Source organism: Methylobacter marinus A45 (assembly GCF_000383855.1).
GTDB classification, from domain to species: Bacteria; Pseudomonadota; Gammaproteobacteria; order Methylococcales; family Methylomonadaceae; genus Methylobacter; species Methylobacter marinus.
The window spans coordinates 3,222,003-3,247,061 of the sequence record NZ_KB912877.1 but is presented as its reverse complement, the minus strand read 5'-3'; the positions used below and the strand labels follow the sequence as shown (position 1 = coordinate 3,247,061).

Sequence of the window (25,059 nt, the reverse complement as noted above, 5' to 3'; positions counted from 1 at the left end):
TTTATAATTTTAGAAGCAATTTTATGAACATTGAAATCAGTGAAAGCATTGAAACCACCATCACTAAAATCTGTGAAAACTGCGGCAAAACATTCACAGTATCGACAGCAAAAAGGCGTGGCAGAGTGCAAAAATACTGTTGTCACCGATGCGGCACCCTTTTTCATTGCCGACATGTCAGAGATAGAGAAACACATAACACGCGTATTGCCGAATATTTTCAGAAAAATCCCGAGAAACGTTTTTTGGCATCGACTAAAAAGTCTGCCAAAGACAGAGGATTCTTATTCGACTTATCAGAAGAATGGTTTAAAGAACGCTTAGATAAAGGTGTCTGTGAAGTCACCGGATTACCGATTAAGATCAAGCAGTACAAGAAGAAGGACGTCGGACAAAGGGGATTTTATAGTCCATCCGTCGATCGAATAGATAATAATATGGGCTATATCCCTTCAAATTGCCGGCTTGTATGCTGGGGATATAATATCGGCAAACATGAATTCACCGATCGGGACTTAAATGCGTTAGCGGTCGCGTTATTAATTCAAAGTATCCCGCCCAGCATGAAAAATGATTTTTTAGATTTAATGCCACGAGTACTGTTAGCTTCTCTACCATCAGGCCACCAGCTTTTTTAGGGATTTTCACGTCACCAAATCGCAGACGAGCAACGTCGGGCTGATCAGCAACTAGTACAGGAATTCTCAAATAATGAAGAAAGCTTACGACCTGGAAACATCAGTCAGCGCCGTGGCTCGCTTTGTCCGTCAGATCGGCTATCGCTATAAAAAAACGCTTCGCCAGTGAACAGCAGCGCGAGGATGTCGCTATAGCTCGAGAGCAATGGCAAGCCTGGCAGAAATCTGCGATCTGTCGAAGTTAGTGTTTCTGGACGAAACGGGCATATCCACGGATATGATCTGTCGCTATGGTCGGGCCTTGGGCGGTGCTCGCTGTCGAGATGCCGCACCGGCAGGTCATCGACAAACCATGACCTTTATTACCGGCCTGCGTGCTGACGGGCTTACAGCCCCCGGGTGCCTGGACCAGGCCATGACCGGTGAGAGCTTCAAGGAATACTGCGCTCGCAACTGGAGCCGACCTTGAAGTCCGGAGACATCGTCATCTGTGACAATCTGCCGGCGCATAAGGTGGCGGAAGTCCAAGCCACGGGGCGACGATCAAATACCTGCCGCCCTACAGTCCTGACCTGAATCCGATCGAGCAGATCTTCGCCAAGCTGAAGGCACTTTTGCGCAAAGCCGCTAAGCGTACTTACGACAAGCTTTGGCAGCTCATTGGTAAACTAGCGGATAAGTTTCAGGCGGATGAATGCCTCAATCTCTTCAGGCATTCAGGTTATGTTTCTACGTAATAGATAAATGTTCTAATTCGATCAACAAATCAGGATCAAATCCGGTATTTTCCTTCGGATAGCCTCTCGGGTTTGCTATAACTCGCGATCCTTGAAAGGTATAATCCACGGCAAGATGAGTATGTCCATGCAGCCAGAAAGTGTTCGGTTGTCCCATTAAAGACTCCCATTGATTGGCATAAGCGGCATCAAGATGATTCACCGTTTTGGTCTTGGCCAGCGATAAGACCGACGGTGCATGATGAGTTACTATCACGGTTAGCCCATCGAAAGCTTCACTCAGACGGTCACGCAGCCATTTCCGAGTTCGTTCGTTACGTTTTATAAAATCCAGAGGCTGGACTTTGTGATAACTACGCACCCTGATTTTCTTAAAATCCGTCATGCTTTGTTCAGCCTCCCACTCAGCCACTGCTGTATTGCCGGTAGCTGAATAATCCGTCCAGCCAGTCGCGCCCAAAAAGCGCATGCCTCCTAAAATCCATTCATCACAGTCCAATACCCGCACACGTTCGCATGCCGCTGCGCGCATTTTTGCTAGCGTATAATCCAGGTGGCCTTTATAGTATTCGTGATTGCCCGGGACATAAATCACCGGACACGAAAATGTTTCGCTCGCCCAGGCAATACCGCGCGCTTTAATGTCGATATCGCCGGCCAACACAACGACATCCGCCTCTTGCGCATGCAACGACGGGGTGAAGGGATGGATCTCATTGTGAAGATCGGAAAGCAAATGGATTTTCATGATTTTATGGTTTTCCTGTTGTTCATGGCTTACTGTCTAGCGACTGGTTAATCATTTATCTTGCTGTCATTTCTCTTGCACATTACGATGACTGCAGGCTTCAAATAAAAATTGTCGTGCAACCGGGTGACGAAACTTATCTGAAGATTAGACGGCCTCGCTCATGTTTATGCACAATTTCCATAATTCAATCAGATACTGCACATCAACCGAAGCCCGATGCCGTTCTTTCACTATTGCCCTGGCTTCCAGCTTCAAAGTTTCGTATAGCTGCCAACGCTTTTTCTCATCGTGCTCTATTTTCATGAGCAGCGGCAGCATGACCGCATCGGAATGAACAACTCTAAACTGAGCATGACCGAGCGAAGATCCTGCGCTATAGAGAACATCTATCCAATTTTCATCAAAGGCACCACCATCGGCATAAAGTATCTCGCCTTGCGTAATCACTTGATTCATCCGACTGCAAAGATAACTGGGATGAACGCCTTGTTCCCGACACTGCTTCCGGCTGATACCATGAATTTGCTGGGCGTTGTAATCCCAGTCGATCCATTCATCGACCGCATACGGATTAATCAGATGACTCTCGATCGCACCCGATGGATCTGACCAGGCAATTTCTATGGGATAACTGTCCATACTGAGCGAACTGGCTTCAATATCCAGAAAACGCGGCATCGCTATATCGCTAATTCTGTCCATTTTGTCCCTTTATTTGATGATGAAATTCCCTAGCCAATTGATAACCGACAAGCTCAGCCAATTCATCTTCCAGGCAGTCGGTGCACTGCATACCGCCTTTTGCCTGTTTGCTCTGGCAATCGCTGCAGGTGGAAAACGTCGTTGGATAAGCCGGGTAACTTTGAACCAGCTTAATCGCCAGTTCAATGGCCTTTACCGCTTGTTGATTTACAAGCATAGTACTTTCCCTTCATCAAAAGCCGCAGAGACATTAGATTTGGGATAGCCGCGCGGGTTGCTAACAATACGAACCTCGGACACTTTATAATCAACCGGCACATGGCTATGGCCGTGGCACCACAGATCTATTTTGTCCGCCCTATTCGAAATAAAGGCTTCCAGATTTGATGCATACGCATGGTTATCGATGATTGGCGGCAAGGAACGCATGGACGGCGCATGATGAGTCACAATCACCGTCTTGCCGTTATGCGCTGTATCCAGCTGCTCGGTTAACCAGTTCATCGCATCCCGATGCAGCAAATAAGCCACGGTGGGCGAGAAAAACTCAGGATCGAAGCCGAAAGTGCTGTCCGGATTCATGAGCCATAACGCCTTTTCCTTGTTCTGATTGTTCTTCCACCAGTGTTGACATTTAATGTAGTGATAATCGTGCATAGTGCGTTCGGCCTCTGCAACGGCATAGGGTGAATAGTTGTCAAAACTCGTCCATAACGTGGTACCCAAGAATCGGGTGCCCTGGAGGATGACAGCGTCATTGTCGAGCAAATGAATGCCCAATGCTTTGGCTGTTAAGCGCATGTCATCAATGATCGCCAGATCTCCATCATAATATTCATGATTGCCCGGCACATAAACGATCTCTTTATTAGCGAAGCGATGCCTGGCCCATTCCAACCCCTGGGTTCCTTCCCCGATGTCGCCAGCCAGTACAATGACGTCAGCCTCTTCAGGGTAACTGAATCTCAAACAGGGGTAGTTCTCATAGGGATCAAAGCTCTGCTGAGCATGCTCCGTATGCAGGTCACTCGTTAAAAAAAGCTTCATAGTGCACGACTCCAATACTGGTTGGTCACATCCTGCTCATCGCGAGCGGTGTGGAAATTCTTCCAATGCTGCCAGACGTATTCGGCATCTGGATGCTCGCCAGGGCAGCCATGCAACTGGTACCAGCGTCCCGATTGGGTCTGAATCAACCTCTGGTCTTGATCAAATGATTGTATAGCCGATGACACGCGGCCAGCCCTTTCTTGCCGCACATAACCGATCAGATGATGCGTGGATTGCTCATGGTCGTCATAAATAACGGCTTTGATCGACCAGGCGGCGATGGCGGTTGGCACGTCAGTTTCAGGTTTGGGGATGCTGTACAGCATTTTCTTATCTCCTTTTATCGAATCAGTATTTGTTCGCCGGCAAGGTTAGCAACACCACCCAGTGCAACGCCGGTGACTGCAATCCCATTACTTAGGCGATCATGGTAATAAACATGATGGTGACCATGAAAAATATGTCGGGCTCCGATCGCTTCAGCCAGTTCATCGATGACGGCAAAGCCGTGCCAGTGGCTGCTGGGGGCTTCATGGGTGACCAGGATATCGGCTCTCACCTTTTCCTTCATCCGCTCGAATTCGTGCTTCCAGATGGCACCCTCAATATGCAGAGGCATTTTCTTTACCGTTCGAGGTTGATATTTCAGCCAATGGTTTTTATCGATCCATTTCGACAGGTCACCCGGCCTCCAGATCCGGCCCATGAAGATGCCCCCTAACCCGGCAATTCTCAGCCCGTCCACCTCAATCACCTTCAAATGCAGGTTGTTATAAGCAAGTGCGGAATGAAGGAGATGGTCATATTCGCTTTGCGAGTCAAAATCATGGTTGCCAGGGATCCAACAGATCTGTGTCATGCCAATAATGGCGCTCAGGTAATTTTCCAGCGGCATCTCCAGGTTGTAATCGCCCAGCAGCACCACCGCTTCAGGGCGGTACTGATAGACCGCACTAATCACATTCGCGAAGTAGCCATGCGGATCACCGCAAAAAAGAATTTTGTTGTCAGGCATAGATTAATTTTTTTCCTTTAAGAGGCATGACGCCAATAAATTTAACCACTCAGAAATCCTTCTCTAACCATGCAGATTGCATGGGTCCTGATAGCATCTGATAAGCATTTTTTCTGAACAATAGCGGCAGTATTAGCCGGCAAAATTTCGATGTTCAATAGCTGGATATCTGTAAGCCGTGAGATATCGGGGTAATCTTTGCCAACGGCGTCTCATATTTTCAATGGTTCTAGCCGGCATCCCCATGTGCGCTTCCATAATGCCCTTTGCAGTCAATGATAATTAATAGGCTTTAGCCGTTTCTATATCAGGCGTCCTTAAATACCATAGAACCCAACTCATCGTTTCAACAGGACAGAGGCCAACCAGTGCGCTCATCGATCCGTGCCGCGTACTGGTTAATAAAATCAACCATGCCTACTGTTTTGGCATCACCGCCTGCCGGCACGATAGACAATCGGCTGTTTTTTATCGCGATTGTGAGCGTAGCCTTTGGCATACCGTTTTTCTCGATATCCCAGGCGACGGATTCCTCCAACAGCATCACCAGACGCGACCAGCCTAACCCCAGGCCATATACAGACGAGACCGCGGGCTCGTGTTTTGAGCCACCCAAATTGTGGCGTTCAACATGCGCACGACAACGGGTCGCCAGCCAGTGGTTGGCTTCGTAAGTCGCCGCCGGGGCACCGCATAGTTCACAGGTAGCGAAAGACATCGTCTCCGCCATTGCAACGACGCCGCGGCTGTAATCATTACTGGGAGCATGATAAAAGCGCAAACCGCCTAATTTCTCTTTGACCTGCACTGCTCTGGTATCCGGTACGTGCCCGGTTAACAAGGCCGACACCGTATCAATCAAGCCATACCAGCCATCGCCGCAGGCAAATCCCCAGCCCATCAGGGTCTGCTGAGGCGACTCGTACCGATACAGATGGGGGTATTTCTGGCATAAAAAGCGATCTAAAGTTTTATTCATCGTAGTACCTTAAGCTATTCAGGCATTCCTGAGGGAATGCGGCTTTTTTCAGATGACCCAGACGGCTTTCACTACCAAACGAAGCCCATAGGTTGACCAGTGGCTTCCGAAGCCGGCTTAACTAAATCATCGGTGTCAATCACCCGCCGTTTCCTGGCTTGGGGACGTCTTGCAGCACTGGCGACAGCGCGAATCAATATCTGCTTGATTTGCCGCGGCGAGTAATCGTCGAGCGCTGCCAGGACCGCCTCACTCAGCTGAGAATCAAAGCTATCGACGACCCCTTCTTGCGCCAGCACCGACCGGTAGACGGAGTGACAAACCGCGCGCCGATGCTGGCCTTCGATAGAATTGATGGTCAATACAACGAAACGCGACAACAGGGGCGCTGAAATGCGGTCAAGCTCATTGGCCGTCGCCACATAGAGCACATGGCTGGCATTACTGGGCACATCCAGCGCTTCATCGACAAAGCGTTCCGACGCCTCGCGTTCGAGCAGTGTGTACAAGGCGCCTAATGGATCGTATTTGGAGGTCTGGCTCACCTTATCGATCTCGTCCATGACCAGGATGGGATGAGCCGAGTCGCCGTCCCGCAACAAGTCAATGACACAGCCCGTCTTGGCTTCCGCCCAGACTGAGCTCATACCCGCCAGTACAAAGGAGGCCGTCGCCGAGGCCATATCCATGATTCGGCACTGCACATCCAATAGTTGGGCCACCGCTCGCACTACGGCGGTTTTGCCGACACCGGGCGGCCCTGCCAACAGGACCGGCGGGAAACGCATGTGCCGACCTTCTGCCCTGACTTGAGATAGCGCGGCAAAGTGCTCAAGAAAATCCAGGAATTCCAAGCAATTGGGATACTGCTCTTTCAGACCTTGAAGCGCGACCATGAAGTTATCGGGGATAGGCTTGAGCAGCCGAATACCGGTGTCGGCCTCCAGATCAAATTTCTTCAAAATGCTTTTCATACTTTTTTCCGTGGGCTCCAGATCCGCCTGGCGTTTCCGTAATACCGCTATATCGAATACCTGCACACCCGGCATCGCATCGGGAAAGCGAGCCTGTGCCTGTGACCGCTTTGGCTTTTTACGCCGACGGGAAGACGGCTGGATTGCCTGCAGGTATTTGTCTGCTTGAAAGTCAAACAGTCCATCATCAGCCAGCGTATCAAAGAGATCCAGAGTGTCGGCGGTGAGCGGGTCTGACGCAAACGCGTAGCCTGACCTAATGGCTTTACGCTGAACTTCCAGCTGCTGCCAGCGTTCGCGGATAAATCGATTACGGTTCGCCGGTGTTTTCTTAGTTTTACGTTTCATAGCAGCGTCATCCCCTGGGTAGAAAGGAAAAGGAAAAACAATAGACATTTCCCCTAGTTATCTATTTGCTAGACAATATATAGCAAACACAGCTGTTTGCCAATTTTTTTATAAGCCGTTAAATCGTATTAGGACTTGGGAAGTAAAGAATGAGAATAAAAGACGACTAAAGCAGTTGCGACAACAGCAACCGCGTCGCCAAAGGCAGGTGTTCAGAGGGAGCTGGCAGTTGGTTTTCGAGCACCAGCGTAGCATCGCTCACACGGATAATGCCCCAGTTGTCAGGCAAATCGAAACGTCGGCTGAGAGGCCTCGGTGACGGGGGGCCTTCCTTTTCTTGAGGCACTATCAACCAGAGCCGCTGCTCGCTGAAACGGTCAATCAGCGGCTGTAAACTTTTGCGGCTGGCTTTGAACATCACCGCCACCAGTTCCGTCACAAAGATGCTTTTATCCGCTCCCCGGCCAATCAGAATCGTATCACATGACGCTTTGGCCTTTAGCCCCACTGTATCCAGCTGAGTGACAGGGGCTGAATAGCCTAACAATAAAGGATCGGTTTGACGTAACAGCAGCCAGACCTGCTGCTTAAAAGCCAGGCTTTGCTTGATCTCATCATCCTCCCCCAACGTCGGTCTTTTAACACCACGGCCTCGTGCGGTAGCATGGTTGGACAGTGCTTCCCGATAGTGTTGCCAAGTATTCAGTAGATCCAGCCGGCGAATCTTGCCTTCATACAGATCGGCAGCCAGTTGCTCAAAAATGGCTTTTGGCGCCACCCGACCAATTTTTTCCAGGATTTCAAGGGCTTCGGCTGATACTTTATCGGGAATAGCGGCCGGCGTTTTTACCCCCGACCAATGGCTTGTTTGCAATTCGACAGCAAACGCCGCCGCGTTCAAATAGCGCCACAAAGAAGAGATTTGAATGCCCTGTTGCTTCGCGTGTTTTTTGAGCCAGTCGCTGAAACTGCTCGCCCCTGGATGCCAGGTGACTTTTTCACGGGTTTCAAGCAAATATGCCGCCTCTTGGCGCCAGTCAAAATTGCGGAGTTTGGACATAAGGAAGATAACGATAGCCAGCAAGGAGCCTCATTATAGCGGATACGGGCTACTTTATTGAATGCAGGCTCACTGCGAGGCATGCCCAAGCGTCTGCATCATGAAACTTCAGAGTCACATAGACATAATCCCAAACGCTGAACGGCTTGCCAGGACGCAGACGATGCCAATGGCTGGAATTGCGCTGATACCATTGGAATCAAGCTCAAGCTAAAATTGATTATTGAGCTGATCTCAGATTCTGGATCTGGCTCACTACTTGTTCGTCTTCTACAATAAAAACGTCAACATCCTAGTATTTTCACTAGGGTGAAGCCATAGTCGAATTAGTACTGTCTACCTGTAGTTTCTTGATTTCATAATCGCGATTTCTTGCACTTATCCGGTATTTTCATCTCAGATTAACTGATTTTATAAAATCAGATTTTCTCGCATTAGTTGCACCTGTTTTTTAGTCTTCTCACATTAAGTGATTTTATCGGTTGGAATTTCTCACATTATTTGATTTTATCTCAAGTCAACAACTAAAGTTATCAACTTTGCCTTGGGCACTTTATTGAGGGGGGAAGCCGCAGAATTTGGAAAAAATCGTATGCTAAGACCGGATTTGTCAGATTGAACTCTAAGAATTTATGCGGGTTTTGTCAGGAAATACTGGAACAGACTCTATGCTGACGCGATTTTCAGCTTATGCCCGACGTCTGGTTGAGGTATAGCTTAGGAAGACGTGTCTCGAACAATTTGAGCTCAGGATCTGGCACTGCAGTAAACGTTGAATTCTCGTTTGGGGTCCAATGACTTGCCTGTCGCCACTCTGCTCTGCATGGCTGCTAAAGGCCACAGACTAGACGGACGCCCCCCCCTGAAGCCGAACGTCTCTTCTGGATCCAGGGTATGTAAAAACGCTTCATCTGTTAAAATAACCTCTGTTCGTATATGGACTCAGGTTAATTAAGCACGCTTTACAGCTGTCACAATCCCCCATCTTGCTAGCAGCAGGTAAGGCTAATTTCTTTAAGAATATAACTGACAAATAACTATTGTTTTGGACACCCAAATTTATCTCGATTACGCTGCAACAACCCCCATGGGACCAGAAGCGGCTGAAGCACTTGCTAGTTGCCTTACTTTAACAGGCAACTTCGCAAACCCTGCATCTTTGCAACATGATTTTGGTGAACGAGCCAATGACATTGTTGAGAAATCCAGAATTGAAATTGCAACCTTTTTGAACTGTAAAGCTAATGATCTGATTTTTACATCAGGCGCAACCGAATCTAATAACTTAGCCTTAATGGGCGTTGCTCTTACATACCGTAACAAAGGCAACCACATAATCACCTCTGCCAGTGAGCACAAGGCAGTGCTTGATACTTGTAAACATCTTGAATCAATTGGTTTTCAAGTTACCTATCTTCGTCCAGACATTAATGGCAGGTTTGATCTGGAATGCATTCTGACTGCACTAACTAACGAAACTATTCTTGTGTCCTTAATGCATGTCAATAATGAGATCGGTGTCATTCACGATATTGATCGAATTGCTCAAGCACTCAAGCAAAAAAATATTTTTTTCCATGTTGATGCAGCACAAAGCGCCGGTAAGATACCAATAAATTTGGCCAAATCATCTATAGATTTGCTATCGATTTCAGGTCATAAGATGTATGGACCTAAAGGTGTCGGCTGTCTGTATGTTCGTAATCGGAAAAGAATGAATTTAACTCCGTTGTTTCATGGCGGCGGGCAAGAACACGGTTTGCGCCCCGGCACACTACCAACCCATCAAATCGTAGGCATGGCTACCGCATTTAGATTGGCAAACGCGTCCATAGATAGCGACTTTCAACACGCAAAAGCACTACAACAGGCATTAACCGGCCAACTGAATACATTAGAGGGCGTATATTTTAACGGTGACCAGAAAAACAAGTTGCCCAATATAATCAATGTCAGCTTTGAACATGTCAGCTCTGATTCTTTGATCATTGCGCTTAGAGGTGAAATTGCCATTGCTTCAGGATCGGCATGCAACAGTGGCGCAGTTGAAGCTTCTCATGTATTAAGATCGATGGGCATTGAAGGCGATCGGCTTTATGGAGCAGTTCGCATTAGTTTCGGTCGTTATACGACTGACACTGAAATTCAGCGAGCAGGACAGCGAATTTGCGAAGAAGTCACTCGCTTGAGAGCACTTGCATTAGAGTAAATCGGAAATCCTATGCTGGGTAAAAAGGTTCTAAATAATGTTTATTGGCACTGTAGTTTGACCATTAAGCAAAAGGGCGAAATACAGCAAACTGTTGCAGAAGCGGAGTCGTTAGCCAATTTAACTGCTGGAGATAACTACAACGTCGTCAAATATGATGGCAAAAGCAAGGTTCTTTCTTTATTGTGGTATCCAGATTTTTTTGAAGAGCCATTTCCAGCCTTACAGAAGAGCTATCGGATTGATCTGCTTGCTCAGCGTGTTGAGAAACGCAGCTATGAGTTATCCTTAAATCCCCCCATCTTGCATCGTAAGGAATTATTACTTAAGCAAGATGATCCCCGCATCTCACAATTTCGTGAACTCACAGAAACGGCTGAGCAGCTTGGATTATTTGAAAATCCAATACAAATTGGCTTCAAACAAGCCTGGGATACGTTAATCAATGAAAAAGGCTTCCAGCTCATTGATCAACAGTTCGTGCCAATTGGCAACGATGTAACAATTGATGCTCAAGCCATTGAAGAAACCCAAAGCGCATCCATTGCCAGATATTTAACCGCGCTTTCACGTAGCAACCTATCTGCTCCGATACAATGCCTGGCTCGACATGGCTTCTTGGATGGTTCATTATCCGTATTCGACTACGGTTGCGGCAAAGGTGATGACATTCGCAACTTATCCGCAAACGCCATCTCAGTTTCTGGCTGGGACCCACATTATGCTCCAGATCAACCCAAACAGACTGCGGATATAGTCAATCTTGGCTTTGTCATTAATGTCATCGAAAACTATCAAGAACGACTTGAAGCATTATTAGGGGCCTATGAGCTAGCACAACAAGTCTTAGTCGTATCAGCTATGCTATTCAACCAAAATGCTTTCAAAGGACAAGCCTTTAACGATGGTGTAATTACTCAACGCAACACCTTTCAAAAATACTTTACTCAAACGGAATTAAAAGAATTTTTAAGTGACGCGTTAGAAACCGATGCCATTCCAGTGGCGCCTGGTATTTTTTTTATTTTTAAGGATCAGAATGCAGAACAACGGTTTTTGCTCGGTCGGCAACGTAGTCAGCGCAGCATTCTAAGGCTATCGCGCCGACCTTCATTGCCTGCGTTACCTAAACTTTCCAGGAATGAAAAAAAGTATATTGCTTTTAAACACTTAATTGATCCTCTGTGGCAACAAACATTAGAATTAGGTCGTCCACCCGACAAATCAGAAATTGAGTCACTGATTGAACTCACCGAAGTATTCGGTACTGTTAATAAAGCGCTTAGCTTTATGTTGGACCAGCAGGATGACTCTCTGCTGGAGCAAGCTCGCCAAAGTCGGATAGACGATTTAATAACCTATTTTGCCCTACAAACATTCTCAAAGCGAAAGCCCTACAAGCATTTAGAGGCTGGTTTACAAAAGGACATCAAGGCATTTTTCGGGGATTACCCTAATGCATTAGCAACGGCAAAATCTGTTTTATTCCAGATTAGCAATGCCGAACTGATTGCATCCGCCTGCCAACAAGCCACTGAACGAGGACTCGGCTATCTCGATGAAGGCGAAGCGTTGCATCTTCATACCAGCTTCGTGCAAGAGCTTCCGGCGTTACTTAGAATTTATATTGGTTGCGCCACTGTTTTATATGGCGACATTGAACAGACCGACTTAATCAAAATCCACATCCAGTCGGGAAAACTCAGTTTAATGCGCTATGATGATTTTGAAAATCAACCTTTACCGCGTTTGTTAGAGCGGGTCAAAATTAATCTGCGCGAGCAAAGCTTCGACTTATATGAATATGGTGAAGAGTTCGAGCCAACTTACCTGTATCTAAAGTCGCGTTACATTAATGAGGAGTTTCCACATTATGCAGAGCAACTCAATTTTGATGAGCAACTTCAAACCTTTAATTTATTCGATCTCAGTGGCTATGGGCCAAAACCAGATGAGTTCCGCCAAACTTTGGCATATGCTCGTTGGGAAATTGAAGGATTTAATTTCATTCGAAGTCGAAGTAATCCAAATCTAAATGACCAATGTGGCCGCTACCTGACTTATCGACAGCTTATCGAATGCGGTGAAACACAACAAAATACGGGAATACCAAATTGCCCCATACAGCCAGATAGCTATAACGCTCTTTATGAATTAGCGACTAATGTCCTTGATCCTGTCATCGACTATTTTGGCATGATCAGGCTTACCTATGGCTTCTGCTCGCATGAATTAGGTAAGCATATTAAAAGCCGTGTTGCACCAAAATTGGATCAACATGCCGCCCATGAATTGAATATAAAGAAAAATCTAATTTGCCCTCGGCTTGGGGCAGCGGTTGATTTCATCGTAGATGATGAAAATATGTGGGAAGTGGCTAATTGGATTTCAGAAAATATCCCGTTTGATCGGTTATATTTTTATGGTGAAAATCGCCCAATTCACGTTAGTTACGGGCCTGATAACAAACGTGAGTATGTTGATTTAGTGATAACAAACACAGGAAAGCAAATCCCTAAAAAAAGAAAATTGAGACTATAACTAACTAAAATGTGTAGTTCACAGACATCCTTTCAATCTTCTTAACGCCAAATCCACCATATAGTAAGCTTCCTACATGCGCTCAGTTGCCTGCCTAGTGATAATTTCTTACAACATCATCTGAGTACGGTCTTTCATTCGCAAGCTCAAAGTACTTTTCCATCGATGATTTACAATCCTTCAGTTCTCAACCACAGTAATAACTGTTTTAATGGACATCAATATATTTGAACTTCTTGAAGGCAATTAGGCATCTATACCGTATGCCCTACGCACAAATAACATGCTTTCCCAGCGTGATGCTCGTATTTCTTTGTACTTGGATTCAGACTGAGGCTTGCCGCTTTTTCTTTTTTCCCAACTACGTTTTCTTAAATAATCTTGGTACATTTGTTCAAGATATTCTTCTTTTTCAGGGTATTGATCTGATAGCAGAAGAGATATCGATTCAGCATTAGCTCCACTAGGATGTGGAGGAGCAACTATCTTGCCTTCAAATCGGCTGATTTTTTGTGGAACTAAACCCATATTCTCCAATTGAGAAATAACATCAGCTACCAGATCACCAAGTGGAATGAGTTCTGCAGTTTCTGGAATGGCCAGCAGATCCTTCGAAAAGCCCTCAATTAATAAGCTTTTGAGTTCTGCGACTTTTAATGGATTCGGACTGCCGTTGTAATCCTTACCTTTAATGAATATGGGATATTTCAATAATGAACAGAAATTGACTAAGTGGTTTTTTGTGCTCCAAAGCTCGCTAGCGCACTCAATACCTAGTTTTTTGTGATACCCGAGTTTATTGAGTGTATTTACAATATTTAGCCGCATATTTCCGCTGAAGCTACCTTTACGTTTTACTTCCAAAATTGCATTATTAATACCAGATTTCGCTCTGATAGCATGGGATGCTGCAACTAATGCACGATTCATTTGTGTACGCCCAGGAGTAATGCCAATTAAAACTATCTCTGCAGATTTGTTGATATGTTCAAAGGGAGCGTAAAAGCACTCAAGCTGACGTTCTCTATTTTCCCACAGTAATAGTTCGTGAATTGCGCTGTCTTCATCTGATAGATGAGAGAGCCCGCTAATCAAGTGAGAATATTTCTCAAATAATTTACTCAAAGCTATAATCCTTATTATGAATAACTATAAAATCCCATTTCTTAGAATTATCATCAAGCAATTAACATCTCTGAAAGTGTTGATAAGAGTTGCTGCCTCATAATTAAAGGCAGCCGTTCAATTCTAGAAATAATCTCATCCATGCTTAATTGATCTAGATGAACAATGAGCTCAAGTTCGACAGGTTGTATCAATTTTTTTTCTTCATATGTTAGTTTTTCAGGAGGATTATTTAATTCAGCTAACAATCGTTCAGTTTCGAATTTAGTTAGAAGATCTATATTTACCAGTTCAAGGAATTGCTTTTGCCAAGCCTTTATTTTTGAGCTCCTGATTTCTTCTTCAAGAATTGTATGTCTCATTCGCAAAGTATCCAAATAGCCATCGACCTTAAGCCGATCATCTTTAGATAAATAGCTAGGGGCGGCCATAAATTCCTTCTCAGTCGCCTCGCATTCAAAAATATTCAATGAATCGACTTTTTGCAAAAGTTGAGTTCTTGGTAAAAGCCAATCTGACGATCGTTTTATTGCCGCAGCTATGCGCTCCTTAGCTAAGGCACTGTAAACGGTACCTAAATCCCATGCCGACTCAATTTCTTTGGCTTCCAGAAAAATCTTTAGTTCTCCAAGTTGCTGCTGAATTTGTAAATTTAATAGAACTTGCAGCTTATCTGGAGAAACGTTGTTGCTATCCCATGTGGCCACATCATCAAGGATTTTCCCTAATTGAAAAATAATATCAGATACCTCACCCTCATCAGGTGTTCCGACAAATATGCCTTTTAAACGTTTCGCTTTTACAAGAACATCTAGTAGATTTGTTTCAGTATTAAGAGATTGCGAAAACAAGTCAGCTAGTAATTTGTTTTGGTGCTTCACCATTTCTCTTAAACGATTTTGACGATTCTCTATAGCTTTGACACGAGAATTAATTTCGTCTTGACTTAGTACTGAATGCGCCCCTTGAAGGCTTTTAATGAGATTATCACCTTTGGTAATTTCATCTCTTAATTCACGCACCGGAGTTGATTCAGTTGGATTAGGTTGGCGTGGATAATCATCACTCTCATCAAGGGTTAATGAGAATCTTTGTCTAGCTTCAACATTAGCTATGCTGTGCTGAACCTGTTGCTCCAACGATTTTGCTTCGGTCTTAAATCCAAGCAATTGAAGGCTTTCAATGGCCTTTCCCATTCGGTAACGGAAATCGCTTACCTGCACTGTTGAGTTACAACTTTGTCGTGGTAGCCAATCACGAATTAGGCCAGCCAAAATTGGCTGAACCATGGATAACATTGCATCGCAGCTCTCAATAAATTGTCTCGGCCAACAATCTTCATCCTCCATCCTTTGCCGAGTTTTTATTAGCTGTGTACCAACCCGTAGAAGTTCACCCACCGCATTATTTTTTTCTGCTTTTTCAATCTTCAATTCACACTCATCTAACTCATTTTGAATTTCCTTGATTTTCAGAGCAATTTGATTGGCGCGATCCTTCAAATGCAGATAGATGCCTTCTAAAACCTCTGGTATAGGAGCGACTTTGTTAGTTTGCGCTGCTTCATTAGCTAATTCGAGAATTAACTGATAATTCGGCTCTGTTTCCCATCGATTTAATAGATTGCGCCATCGCCCTTCAGAATCTTCCGACAAAAATTTAAGGATGCTGTTTTGAAGCAATGACTTATCGAGATAATGCTTACCTTGCTGCTTCGGAAAAGCCTCACTCAGCCAATCTCCTGAGGAGACCATTTCCCCCCTTCGTTCAATTCGGCGCGGAGGTGCTATGCCTCCGAGCATTAATCCCAAAAGCAGTTCTGCAGAGGCTGCATTCATTCCATAAGGTGGCGCAATAAGCTCTTTAAAAGAGTCCCAAAGCGTCCGTTTAGGATTATCTTTATGGTTTTGTTCTAGTCGATCAAAAACCGCTTTAACCTTAGGCTCTACTGGGCTAGTTAATTTGCCACTCGGAAGGAGCGCCTTCCAACTGCAAAATAACAAGGAATTAACACGATTTTGTAAACGCTTTGGTTGCGCTTGGACCCAATGCCCATCAACATGTCTCGAAATCAAGCTTCGGGTCAACTGCGCGCAATCAGCAGCACCACCTCCGGCTGATGTAGCAAAACCGTCAAATGGAAAAGGCAATGCATGAGGGTATACTTGGCTAAATATCTCGTTTCCGACCTGCTTTAATCTTCCGGCTGGAATATCTTGAAAACCAGCAATCCAAAACAACCTTTGTTTAATTGATTCCTGTGAGTATTCTTTCAGTGCTTGCCGACTTCGCTCCATCTCTTCAGGCACAAAACGGCGAAAATGCTCACGCTCTTCGACTGTCATTTGCTCGTCAAACAAATAAAGCCGCCCTATATGTTCCGCCAATCTTCCTTCTTGGTCTGCTATTCCAATTACCCAAATTGGTGCCAAGCTCATCCGCATGCGGTTTAGTTCAACCGAAAATTTGTCCTCAATCAGTCTTTCAATTTGAGCGATGTCCTCATCAGAATTGATATAGACGTATATAACTTTACCTTTTGCATCAGTAGGAGAAACCGCTTGCTCCCATTCTTGAAAAATGCGAGAAATGACCTTTTCAAGAACTTGGCTATGTGCAAATTGGGATTCAAATCGCCAGTCTTGGGTAGATATTTCGTTCTGCAAACCAAAGTCAGTCGCAATATCTACCAATTCAGCGGTTGCTGCTCCTTGCCGTATAAATAACTCTCGTATGGCATCTGCAGTCAATTTCCCTTGCTGTTTGCGCAACCATTGTTGAAATTGCCCACGTGTCGAGGCATCTGCGATCAGCTCATATTGCCCCAGATCGCGATTCCATTCTATGGCACCAAGTTCTTTGCTTAGTGTTTGTTGCGCTTGAGATAAATTCTCTAAATTGAGGGCAGTAGCTTCGCACAGCAAACGATCCATATTGTCTTGGCTTTGCCTGCCAATACGCATCTTCTCTAAGATGGCAACACCAGCTAGCACAAGCCGCTGCTGTTCATCCAGATGTGCAGAGAATTTTTCCAATAAAAGCTGCAAAGTTTCAGCTACTGTACTGCCGGTTTCATGCTCTGCTGCTATTAGTTCCGGCAACATACTGCTTAATATCAATTCTGCTGCGCTAATCTGGCGTAACCGTCCATCCTTGACGACACTCTCTGCCGCAATACGTTCTATCATCTCCTTAATAAAGGTCAGCGCAGAACGAGATTGAACAACATCTCTTTGCCTAGTAAGGAACCAAGTAGCCAACGGGTGCAACGGCCAACAACCTTGAGCAATTACACGATTGAAACGTTCAGAGTCACTCCACACTGGAAATCTTTTGTATTCTGGCAAAGCGTTACTCATTCTTTGCCAACTGTCATGGTAAAGGATATCCGCCCGCGTTTCTTCCCACGCTCGAGATAATTCGGCTTGTTCCTTGCGAATCATGTGCGCAAAAATCGTTTCCAGATTTGTAGATAAATACCACTTCTGAGCGGAATCAAAGCGCGTGATGTAACGCTGTAATTGTCTGAGATCAGCGCTTCCAAAACGCTTCAAATAAGCTTTGAGTTCATATTGAATAAATCCGATAAATCGAATTTTTGTGCTGTTATCTTGAACGCCTTGAAATATTTGCTGCAATGCAGCATCTCCGGCAAGTAAGGGTTTTTCAGCTGCATATTCTAAATAACGGCCAAATTCATCGAATAAAATTACAACGCTAGAGAACGATCCATCCGGTCCACAGTAGACTTCACAAAGCGTATTAATGAGTTCTTGGGCAGATTCTTGCCCGACAACTGGAATCGGCGATCCATTAGCCTCGGAATAAATTACATCGACTTCGCTATAGATAATCTCATCGTTATCTCGTAATCGAGCACAAATCTCTTCCGAACTTAATCCCGGCAGGCGCCTAGAAAAACTATCAGCCCGAAAAGCGAAATTACGTTCTACAAATTGCTCGGCTGATTGAAATCTTGGCGACAAAGCCCGAATTGCGCCGGCATCGACACCATAACGGCTTAGCTGTGTCAATACAGCACGGCTTAATGCATTTCCAAGATGAAACCCCGCCATACCATCAAGCGTTAAAACTAAAACGGGTTTCAGTAAGTTAGCTAAGTCAGCTTGCACAGCCTTACCAATCTCAGGATCAACATCGATAATTCGTGCAACAATTTTGTTTGAGGTATCGGCTTTTGGAGCGCCTAAAAGGGATGCTGTTGTTAAAGCTAAATGGGATTTACCCGAACCATATCCAGCAACAACCAAATAGTAGGGATTAGTTTCTTCTCCCTTTAAACCGGCATGTAGCGACGCAAGTAGATCATGAACAAAACTAGCACTATCTTTAAGACGATAGCCTCCTTCTATACCTTCGCTTTCGGCATCTGATGCGCCATGGTAGCGAGGGCCGTGAAAAACAAATGCTTCGGCTGCGTTTTGTGCCTGCGCAGGACGTTCATCTATCCAACGTAACTGGACTGCGCCTTCAAAAAAGAATTCGCTATTAAAACTGACCAGTTCTCCAACTTTCATAAAACAATTCCCTCGGCTTAGCCCTGAATTAAATTAGCCCACTATAAGTACTGCCTAATACCTGATTGGTTTTCTTCAAGCGTAAAAGCATTGACGTTCCTGTATATCGATCTACCTGTATGATTCCCTTATCTGCCATCCAACTTAGCCATTGGGTTGTCATGGACTCGTCCCAGCCCATAATTGAAAAAAAGCGAGTTTGTTGAGCAAAAAAATCCAAGGAAATTTGATTGTCTGAATAAAATAACTCATCCCAAACTAAAAAAAGATAAGACGCGTAGATAGGAAAAAAACTCTTTTCAAAAGGCGCACTTTGACGGACTAATTCTTTATTTTCCTCAGTCAAGGCATTGATGACACCTAAACAACTATTTTCAAAATAACTTCGAATAACAACACCAGAAAGGGATTTCAAATAACTCGCTTCACCATGCCGTTCGGTTAAAAAAGCCAAAAAATCTTCCTGCTTAAACCGATTGCCCAGCCTAAATCCCCCTTCACAAAACAGAGAAAACCATGCATCAGCAACACCCTTGGCAGGCGTTGAAAGTGTGAATCTGCGAGATAGCATGAGATGAAGTAGCCATAGTGTGTGAGGTTCACTTAAAAATGGATCTTCCTGCAAAACTAAGCGGCCTACTGATGTCAACCCAAGTTGCCATGTTCCCGACACCTTTTTGTACGTAATCAGTCCCATTCCATGGGAAAAATAAATCATCGGTTCAACTTTACCGGTACTACTTCCTGTAGGGATGCCAGTCACAGCACCAATTGAGACTTTATCGCCAACACCGTTTTTCAATGCAAAGGGCAACAGTTGAGCCAATAAACGTCGCTCAGGTAAAAAAGTTTGAGGAAAATTGAGCGGTAACGAGAATACATTATTATTAACGTCAACCATCCTTTATGCCCCATAATTCCGATCTTCAAGGGATGTAATAGAAACTAATTGAGCTTTCTCGCTTAAATTTCCGTTTGAGCTTAGAACAGGGCCAAGTGACCAACATTGCCCTTTTTGCAAACTTGCGAGACGTTGCCCCCATTCGTTTTTAGAAACATTGCCTTTTTGGCTAAGTAACTCAGCAAAACGAGCGATTTCGGTATCAGCGGGTTTGAAAAATAACTTATGTCCAGCTTGAAATAAGCGGTCACGTTGCTCTTGATTAAATTGGCTTGTCGTTTGGGTCGCGAGTATCAAAGACAGACCGAACTTGCGCCCTTCACGTAGCATTTTGTCGATAGGTGAATCACTGCGATGATCTAGATTCTGAATTTCGTCTAAAACAATTGGAATTGGAAGGTACTGACTACCATTACTGCAAGCGTAATCATACAAATCCCAAAGCGCAAACTCAGTCACCAGTTTTTGAATTTCTCGCGAAAGACCTGATAATTGCATAACCTGTACCCACCGATCAGGTGCAGTCAGCATTTTATTCCACGCCGAATCCGCCTCTTCTCGGAAAGGCTTTGACTTGATTAACGGCTCAAGTTTATTCGCCAGGCTCTCGCCATAAGAACCTTCTGCACGAAGTCGATCGGGAAGTGCATCTAAGGTAAAACCGGTATTTTCAATACCCGCTTCAAGCGCGCGAGTAAGAGATGCAAATTGTTGATCACCCATGGTGTCGAATATCGAAGAGAAGATACTTGCGACCCTGCAAGCAACTTGATAAGGCGTTTCTTCGATTATTGGCATGGATGGATCGATAAGTCGCCGTTGTCGCCGAAATGGGTTGAGAGGCAATTTGTTAGTAATCACCAGATGATTTTCAGGCTGAGTGATTTCCCTGAAACGAGATTCGGTTTGTTGTGGCAGAAAACCGTCGGTGTAGTCGATAATCAGTGAGTGCAAACTCTTTACTGCCATTTCTGCTAACAGGCATTGAATGCCATAGGTTTTTCCTGAGCCTGATGCACCAAATATCAAGAGGTGGCGGTTATTCAATTGTGGATGACCGTAATGCCAATATACGAGATCACCATTATTTCGTGTTCCGATTAGCAACCGTTCTGGAACTGGGGCTATCATTTGCGTTACGAATTCTGATTGATACCCCCCCGCTACAGGATATGCTGTAGGTTGAGTTGGCGAAGAAGCGTTAGTATCCGCGGTTGCCATCTGCTCATGATGAGAGGGCTCAGTACCAAATGGAACAGTGTCATCCGAGGTCGAAGTATCAACGTACTCGTTTTGGCTCTCTAGCTCAATGGAGTCGTTGTTTTTACTTATTTCTAGATTAGATGGGGGATTGAGAACTGATGCTTCGTCATCATGTGTTTGAATGTCGTGAGCAGAAGTCTGACCTTTTCCTGACCCTGTTTCGTTAACCGGAATTGAAATTTCCGCGCTAACTCTGATTGAGGGCCTATCTTCCAACGAAAACAAAGAGGCTGGAGATTGCGTTGCAAATAACTTTGCCAAACCTTGATAGCCCAACGCCAAGTGCCAGATACTAAAGCCTTCTGGCGCTTTAAATGGCCTCGTTAGTGTATCGGCTTGAAGAGGCAATGCCTGTAAAACTGCCTCAGGGCCTGGCTCATCAGTCCAAAATGTAAAAATTGCTGCATGCCAAGCGATTTCAAAATAGCCTTCGGCTAAGTACTCCAAAGCCCGGTCAAGTTTGTCCCTATCCGAATCCGACAGGTTGATCAAACAACGTGATGTGATGGCGCGTTGTAGCTGAGCCCACCAATAACGCCGATCAAACTTCATTCGCCCAATATCAGCCCGGTTCGGAGCAAATAATTGCGTCAAGTGACTTAACCCAGCTCGGACTTGCTCGCTAGCTTTTTCGAGATGAACGGGGTTTTGTTGGCCAAATTTACATTCGATGACCACTGCTTCAACCAGCGGCAAATCATCTTCGCGCAAGCTTAGCGACACCGACAACAAATCTGGACGACGCGTAACTTCGCTGTCCGCAAACCAATGCAAAATTGCATCAATAGGCAACAACTGATTCATTGCAGCGGAAGGTTTAGCTAAAGCCCTCTGTATTGCTGCAAAACCCACTACTTCCCGAATTTTCTCACCTTCGCCGACTACAGCATGCAGTGAAGAAAGGCCAATAATAGCCTCGGCCTCTCCAACTACTTGAGCAGCCATTGCTTCTAGCTGCCCGGGTGTTTGTAGTGGCAAAAGATCGTCTAATTGCCCTTGAACCAGTTCAGTAAGCCGTGACAGGGTATCTTGTTCGGTGGAAACAGAAAGGTTCAATTCGCCGTAATCCCCAAGACCTGACGCAAAACCAACGATTTTGCGTCGTGTTTGTGATTCGTTTCCACAGAGCATGTATTTATCAACAAAGGGATCGATGCAAGCCACCCATTGAGACTTTTGGTGTAAAGCTTCAACAACTGGTTGCCATGGATGATAGTCAATTCGCCCAAAAATCAGATGGTCGCCATCTGTATTTTGAGGTTGGAGAAGCCTTGCCGACAGGTCTGCGTGACGTGTTTGAATACTTAACCTACGATTGCTTAATTGGCTTTGTCTACGATATACGTCCTCTTTCTGAATTGGTCGAGGATATTCGCAAATAGGAAACCGACTAATATTTAGAGGGTTATAATCAAACTGGAAAGGTAATGCAGTTTTTATTTCACCGACCAGCCCACCTTCGAGAAATTGGAATAAAAACGCCACATCATATAGAAGAGCTTCCTGCCGCAACAACTCAATCATCGATTCACGGTTAGGCGCATAGCGGTGAGCAATAGATAATCGTAAAGGCCGTCCACGCTCTCGACTGCTTTCTAAGGATTGGTCGCGCCAAGCCGCAAGACGATTTTCTGTGACCATGGGTGAAGATGAGGTCGAGTAAACCGTTACAGTGCAATGGAAAGCAGGCCATTCTTCGGAGCATTCTTTCAAATATCCCTGCAAAAATTGACCAACACCTGACAAAACCGCTGCCAATTCGTCGACATGCAGTGCCAGAATACGTAAACCATCGTTGGCAAATGGATAAAACCGTACGTAATCCTTCAAAACTTGTTTTACGACACTAGCTTCTTCGTTAGAGATCAGTAAATCTGCGATATCGTCGTCGTCATCAATTTCTTCTTCACGCAATAAAGTTTGCACTGCGAGACTTTTCTCAACATCACTTGGCTTGCCTAAACAATGTAACAAACCATGGGATTTGATTTCTGCCGATAGAGTTTTATGCCCATCCATCTCCACTACCAAGCCTGCTAATGGGCGATGAATTTTGGTCAACCGTAAAAGTGCATCGAATGCAGTTTGGCCGTTATGACCCAATGCCAGTTCGCAAAGGATCTCTGGGAAGCTATCTCGTAAAAAACACACACTGCCTTCAGTTAGCTCCATGACTGCTGGGGTCAATCCCCATGCAACTGCAGAACTCAGGTAATCCGCGTTGGGATGCATTTTGTCATCAACTAACAAAAATGCTTTATAAAAGCGTCGTAACACTTCAGCACTGCCTAATAACGTATTATCGAGCAGGGTTTCTGACAGATTACGGTAAGCTTTTGCTAAACCCGGGAAATAAGCTGTATTAGCTGCGTAGTAGCCTTTTTTGACATAGGTTTCAAGCCAAGCGCGGTAAGAAAACACCAACTGACGGACCGAATCGCGAACCTTTCCATCCACCGATTGACTGTTGAAACCGGATAGTAAATTGACTAGGTGCATTTCTGAAAGTGCTTGAGAGACTAAGCGATTGGCTTCATCTTCATCTGCGGCGAAATAAAGTGCCGTCATTTCTATGACCGGCAATCGAAAAGCGGGGAGCACCCAATGACCCGAAGTCTCTTGAGGCCATTTTGATAATACTGATTGAGCATATTGAAAACGCACACGTTCCGGCTGAGTAGGTTCAAATGTCCAAACCACGGCCTTGCGAAATGCGCACTTATTGGTTGTTTCTATTTCTTGGTCGGATGAATCATCCTCATCATCTTCTTCCGGTTCCTCTCCAGGCGCATACTCAAGCTCGATCCGTAATTTCACATGCGGACGAGAGCGGCTAGTTCCAAAGCTTACTTTGCTTGAGTCGAAAATTAGTGGGATCTTTTTCTCCCAATACTCTTGAGGTTGTAGCGCTTGATCCTCATCAATCGGTAATCTCCAATCGATATCGTCAAAAATATCGCTCAACCCGCCCAAACACCCATTCAACAATTCCTGTGCCAAATCATCGCCATCCTGCCCTGCATCAACATCAGCAGACAAATCGTGATTGAAGCGAATTACGACCACCTTGATGCTTGCAAGTACTTCAGATAACGATCTGGCACCAAGCTGCTTATATTTAAATTCCTGCAATGTTAACCATACCGCTTGTAACATTACATCAATACTTAACCCCGACAAACGCAAGGTCTTAGGAGTCGTTGATGGCTTATCATCTTTAACTTTCAAGATTTTCAACACGGGCAACAAATCAGCTTTTAACAGCTTTCTGCGTGCTATGGCATCTGCATCGAAAATAAAATCACGCAACGAGGACTGATAGTTCTCTAAGCTAGTGAAAATTGGCGTAGCATCAGAATCGCTCTCTTCAGGACGCTCTAACAAGCCCTGAGTAAAGGCGCATGTTAGTTTTTTCCAAGCTTTCTTTTGCTCAGTTGGGCTTTTGAAACGTTGGTGACAGATAAAGGCATCAGCTTCTTTTAAAAAAATCGCTGCTTTTTTCTCATACTCGGTTATGCGTAATGGGGGAATTCCCCAAAATGGCAAATGCCAATAGAAACGCTCCATTAATTCGCTAAGCGAATTAATATCTTTTCCACCGTTCGACACAATTTCGAGATATTCCGCTAGCTTATCGAGTTGCAATGAATGAATTTGAAAAAGTTGCTGAATCGCAGCGTCGAAACGCTCTATTTCAGCATCACCAGCTTCTGGCGCATAACGTTCACACAAACGTCGTACCCAGCCTTCAAAACTGCGCCCCATGGTTTGCTGCCATAAACGCAGTTCGTCAACACGATGAAAATCAGCCTGCCCACCTTGATCTGTAGCGTGATTAAAACCAAGTAACACCACCACTATGGCATTATCGCCATCCGCACGGAGGTTGCGGTAATAAGTTAGACGGTCTGCTTCATCAATCCAGCGTCGTTCACCGTTAGGCTCAATCCCACCAAGCCGAGCCATGGATCTGTCCAAAGCATCACTAGGAGTGGACAATTGCCAATCGCGCCATAATCCGGCAGCAACACGAAAATGGCATTGCAAAGGTTGTCTCTGCATCCAACGCTTACGGTGTTCTTCTAATTCGTTGAATAGTGAAAAAGTATTCTCGGGACTTAAACTTTGCAGAATAAAGAGAGCTTCTTTCGGGCCGTTATTGAGGTTTAAGGCTTTATCCCATTCTTGTTTAAGGTAACTAGCCAAACTCTCGACAAACAAATTCATA

The 25,059-nt window shown here is 45.0% G+C and carries 18 protein-coding genes; 5 read left to right on the top strand and 13 right to left on the bottom strand.

Annotated elements, in window-relative coordinates:
- Positions 1 to 23: 23 nt before the first annotated feature.
- From METMA_RS27045 to METMA_RS28230, 3 genes are all read left to right on the top strand, one after another.
- Positions 24 to 638: a hypothetical protein gene (locus METMA_RS27045; RefSeq protein ID WP_020160029.1), complete on the top strand. Its 615-nt coding sequence runs from the start codon at positions 24 to 26 to the stop codon at positions 636 to 638.
- A gap of 205 nt (positions 639 to 843) precedes the next feature.
- Positions 844 to 1,107 carry a transposase gene (locus METMA_RS26545; protein WP_020160027.1) on the top strand — a complete coding sequence of 88 codons (264 nt, stop codon included), beginning with the start codon at positions 844 to 846 and terminating at the stop codon, positions 1,105 to 1,107.
- A 73-nt stretch (positions 1,108 to 1,180) separates the two neighbouring features.
- Positions 1,181 to 1,375: a transposase gene (locus tag METMA_RS28230; RefSeq protein WP_084254139.1), complete on the top strand. Its 195-nt coding sequence runs from the start codon at positions 1,181 to 1,183 to the stop codon at positions 1,373 to 1,375.
- Here the strand turns inward: METMA_RS28230 and METMA_RS0115540 are convergent.
- The 9 genes from METMA_RS0115540 to METMA_RS0115500 all read right to left on the bottom strand — a co-directional run bounded on the left by METMA_RS0115540 (position 1,368) and on the right by METMA_RS0115500 (position 8,209).
- Positions 1,368 to 2,123 (bottom strand): metallophosphoesterase family protein, encoded by a 756-nt coding sequence (locus tag METMA_RS0115540; protein WP_020160026.1) that lies wholly within the window; start codon positions 2,121 to 2,123, stop codon positions 1,368 to 1,370. The two genes, METMA_RS28230 and METMA_RS0115540, sit on opposite strands and share 8 nt — an antisense overlap.
- Before the next feature lie 147 nt (positions 2,124 to 2,270).
- A complete protein-coding gene (locus METMA_RS24735; RefSeq protein WP_040590606.1) occupies positions 2,271 to 2,804 on the bottom strand; it encodes a hypothetical protein in 534 nt (177 codons plus the stop codon).
- Between the two features lie 10 nt (positions 2,805 to 2,814).
- Positions 2,815 to 3,045, bottom strand: a complete 231-nt coding sequence (locus METMA_RS0115530) for a hypothetical protein (RefSeq protein ID WP_020160024.1) — start codon at positions 3,043 to 3,045, stop codon at positions 2,815 to 2,817.
- Positions 3,036 to 3,875, bottom strand: a complete 840-nt coding sequence (locus METMA_RS0115525; protein ID WP_020160023.1) for a metallophosphoesterase — start codon at positions 3,873 to 3,875, stop codon at positions 3,036 to 3,038. Before METMA_RS0115525 ends, METMA_RS0115530 begins: the two co-directional genes overlap by 10 nt.
- A complete protein-coding gene (locus tag METMA_RS27540; RefSeq protein ID WP_020160022.1) occupies positions 3,872 to 4,204 on the bottom strand; it encodes a hypothetical protein in 333 nt (110 codons plus the stop codon). The genes METMA_RS0115525 and METMA_RS27540 overlap by 4 nt, the downstream gene beginning before the upstream one ends.
- A gap of 14 nt (positions 4,205 to 4,218) precedes the next feature.
- Positions 4,219 to 4,893: a metallophosphoesterase family protein gene (locus METMA_RS0115515; protein ID WP_020160021.1), complete on the bottom strand. Its 675-nt coding sequence runs from the start codon at positions 4,891 to 4,893 to the stop codon at positions 4,219 to 4,221.
- A gap of 346 nt (positions 4,894 to 5,239) precedes the next feature.
- Positions 5,240 to 5,872, bottom strand: a complete 633-nt coding sequence (locus tag METMA_RS25815; protein ID WP_020160020.1) for a hypothetical protein — start codon at positions 5,870 to 5,872, stop codon at positions 5,240 to 5,242.
- A 71-nt stretch (positions 5,873 to 5,943) separates the two neighbouring features.
- Positions 5,944 to 7,194 carry an AAA family ATPase gene (locus tag METMA_RS25810; RefSeq protein WP_020160019.1) on the bottom strand — a complete coding sequence of 417 codons (1,251 nt, stop codon included), beginning with the start codon at positions 7,192 to 7,194 and terminating at the stop codon, positions 5,944 to 5,946.
- Positions 7,195 to 7,360: 166 nt separating this feature from the next.
- Positions 7,361 to 8,209: a hypothetical protein gene (locus METMA_RS0115500; RefSeq protein ID WP_198014514.1), complete on the bottom strand. Its 849-nt coding sequence runs from the start codon at positions 8,207 to 8,209 to the stop codon at positions 7,361 to 7,363.
- A gap of 1,090 nt (positions 8,210 to 9,299) precedes the next feature.
- Here METMA_RS0115500 and METMA_RS24715 point away from each other — a divergent pair.
- A complete protein-coding gene (locus tag METMA_RS24715; protein WP_269634193.1) occupies positions 9,300 to 10,463 on the top strand; it encodes a cysteine desulfurase family protein in 1,164 nt (387 codons plus the stop codon).
- 12 nt (positions 10,464 to 10,475) lie between these two features.
- Positions 10,476 to 13,004, top strand: coding sequence for a DNA phosphorothioation-associated putative methyltransferase (locus METMA_RS0115490; RefSeq protein WP_020160016.1), 2,529 nt, complete (start codon positions 10,476 to 10,478; stop codon positions 13,002 to 13,004).
- 246 nt (positions 13,005 to 13,250) lie between these two features.
- On the opposite strand, the gene METMA_RS0115485 is transcribed toward METMA_RS0115490, so the two are convergent.
- Genes METMA_RS0115485 through METMA_RS0115470 form a run of 4 tightly spaced genes read right to left on the bottom strand, consistent with a single transcriptional unit; the run spans position 13,251 to position 25,058 of the window.
- Entirely contained in the window at positions 13,251 to 14,129 is an 879-nt protein-coding gene (locus METMA_RS0115485) for a hypothetical protein (RefSeq protein WP_020160015.1), read from the bottom strand.
- A 53-nt stretch (positions 14,130 to 14,182) separates the two neighbouring features.
- Positions 14,183 to 18,667: a hypothetical protein gene (locus tag METMA_RS0115480; RefSeq protein WP_020160014.1), complete on the bottom strand. Its 4,485-nt coding sequence runs from the start codon at positions 18,665 to 18,667 to the stop codon at positions 14,183 to 14,185.
- A 28-nt stretch (positions 18,668 to 18,695) separates the two neighbouring features.
- Positions 18,696 to 19,568, bottom strand: a complete 873-nt coding sequence (locus tag METMA_RS24710; protein ID WP_040590603.1) for a DUF4007 family protein — start codon at positions 19,566 to 19,568, stop codon at positions 18,696 to 18,698.
- A 3-nt stretch (positions 19,569 to 19,571) separates the two neighbouring features.
- Positions 19,572 to 25,058, bottom strand: a complete 5,487-nt coding sequence (locus METMA_RS0115470; protein ID WP_020160012.1) for an ATP-binding protein — start codon at positions 25,056 to 25,058, stop codon at positions 19,572 to 19,574.
- Position 25,059 lies beyond the last annotated feature (1 nt).

Coding starts and splice junctions, on each gene's coding strand:
- METMA_RS27045 (WP_020160029.1), top strand. CDS start 24: ATGAACATTGAAATCAGTGAAAGCATTGAAACCACCATCACTAAAATC.
- METMA_RS26545 (WP_020160027.1), top strand. CDS start 844: ATGGCAAGCCTGGCAGAAATCTGCGATCTGTCGAAGTTAGTGTTTCTG.
- METMA_RS0115540 (WP_020160026.1), bottom strand. CDS start 2,123: ATGAAAATCCATTTGCTTTCCGATCTTCACAATGAGATCCATCCCTTC.
- METMA_RS24735 (WP_040590606.1), bottom strand. CDS start 2,804: ATGCCGCGTTTTCTGGATATTGAAGCCAGTTCGCTCAGTATGGACAGT.
- METMA_RS0115530 (WP_020160024.1), bottom strand. CDS start 3,045: ATGCTTGTAAATCAACAAGCGGTAAAGGCCATTGAACTGGCGATTAAG.
- METMA_RS0115525 (WP_020160023.1), bottom strand. CDS start 3,875: ATGAAGCTTTTTTTAACGAGTGACCTGCATACGGAGCATGCTCAGCAG.
- METMA_RS27540 (WP_020160022.1), bottom strand. CDS start 4,204: ATGCTGTACAGCATCCCCAAACCTGAAACTGACGTGCCAACCGCCATC.
- METMA_RS0115515 (WP_020160021.1), bottom strand. CDS start 4,893: ATGCCTGACAACAAAATTCTTTTTTGCGGTGATCCGCATGGCTACTTC.
- METMA_RS25815 (WP_020160020.1), bottom strand. CDS start 5,872: ATGAATAAAACTTTAGATCGCTTTTTATGCCAGAAATACCCCCATCTG.
- METMA_RS25810 (WP_020160019.1), bottom strand. CDS start 7,194: ATGAAACGTAAAACTAAGAAAACACCGGCGAACCGTAATCGATTTATC.
- METMA_RS0115490 (WP_020160016.1), top strand. CDS start 10,476: ATGCTGGGTAAAAAGGTTCTAAATAATGTTTATTGGCACTGTAGTTTG.
- METMA_RS0115480 (WP_020160014.1), bottom strand. CDS start 18,667: ATGAAAGTTGGAGAACTGGTCAGTTTTAATAGCGAATTCTTTTTTGAA.
- METMA_RS24710 (WP_040590603.1), bottom strand. CDS start 19,568: ATGGTTGACGTTAATAATAATGTATTCTCGTTACCGCTCAATTTTCCT.
- METMA_RS0115470 (WP_020160012.1), bottom strand. CDS start 25,058: ATGAATTTGTTTGTCGAGAGTTTGGCTAGTTACCTTAAACAAGAATGG.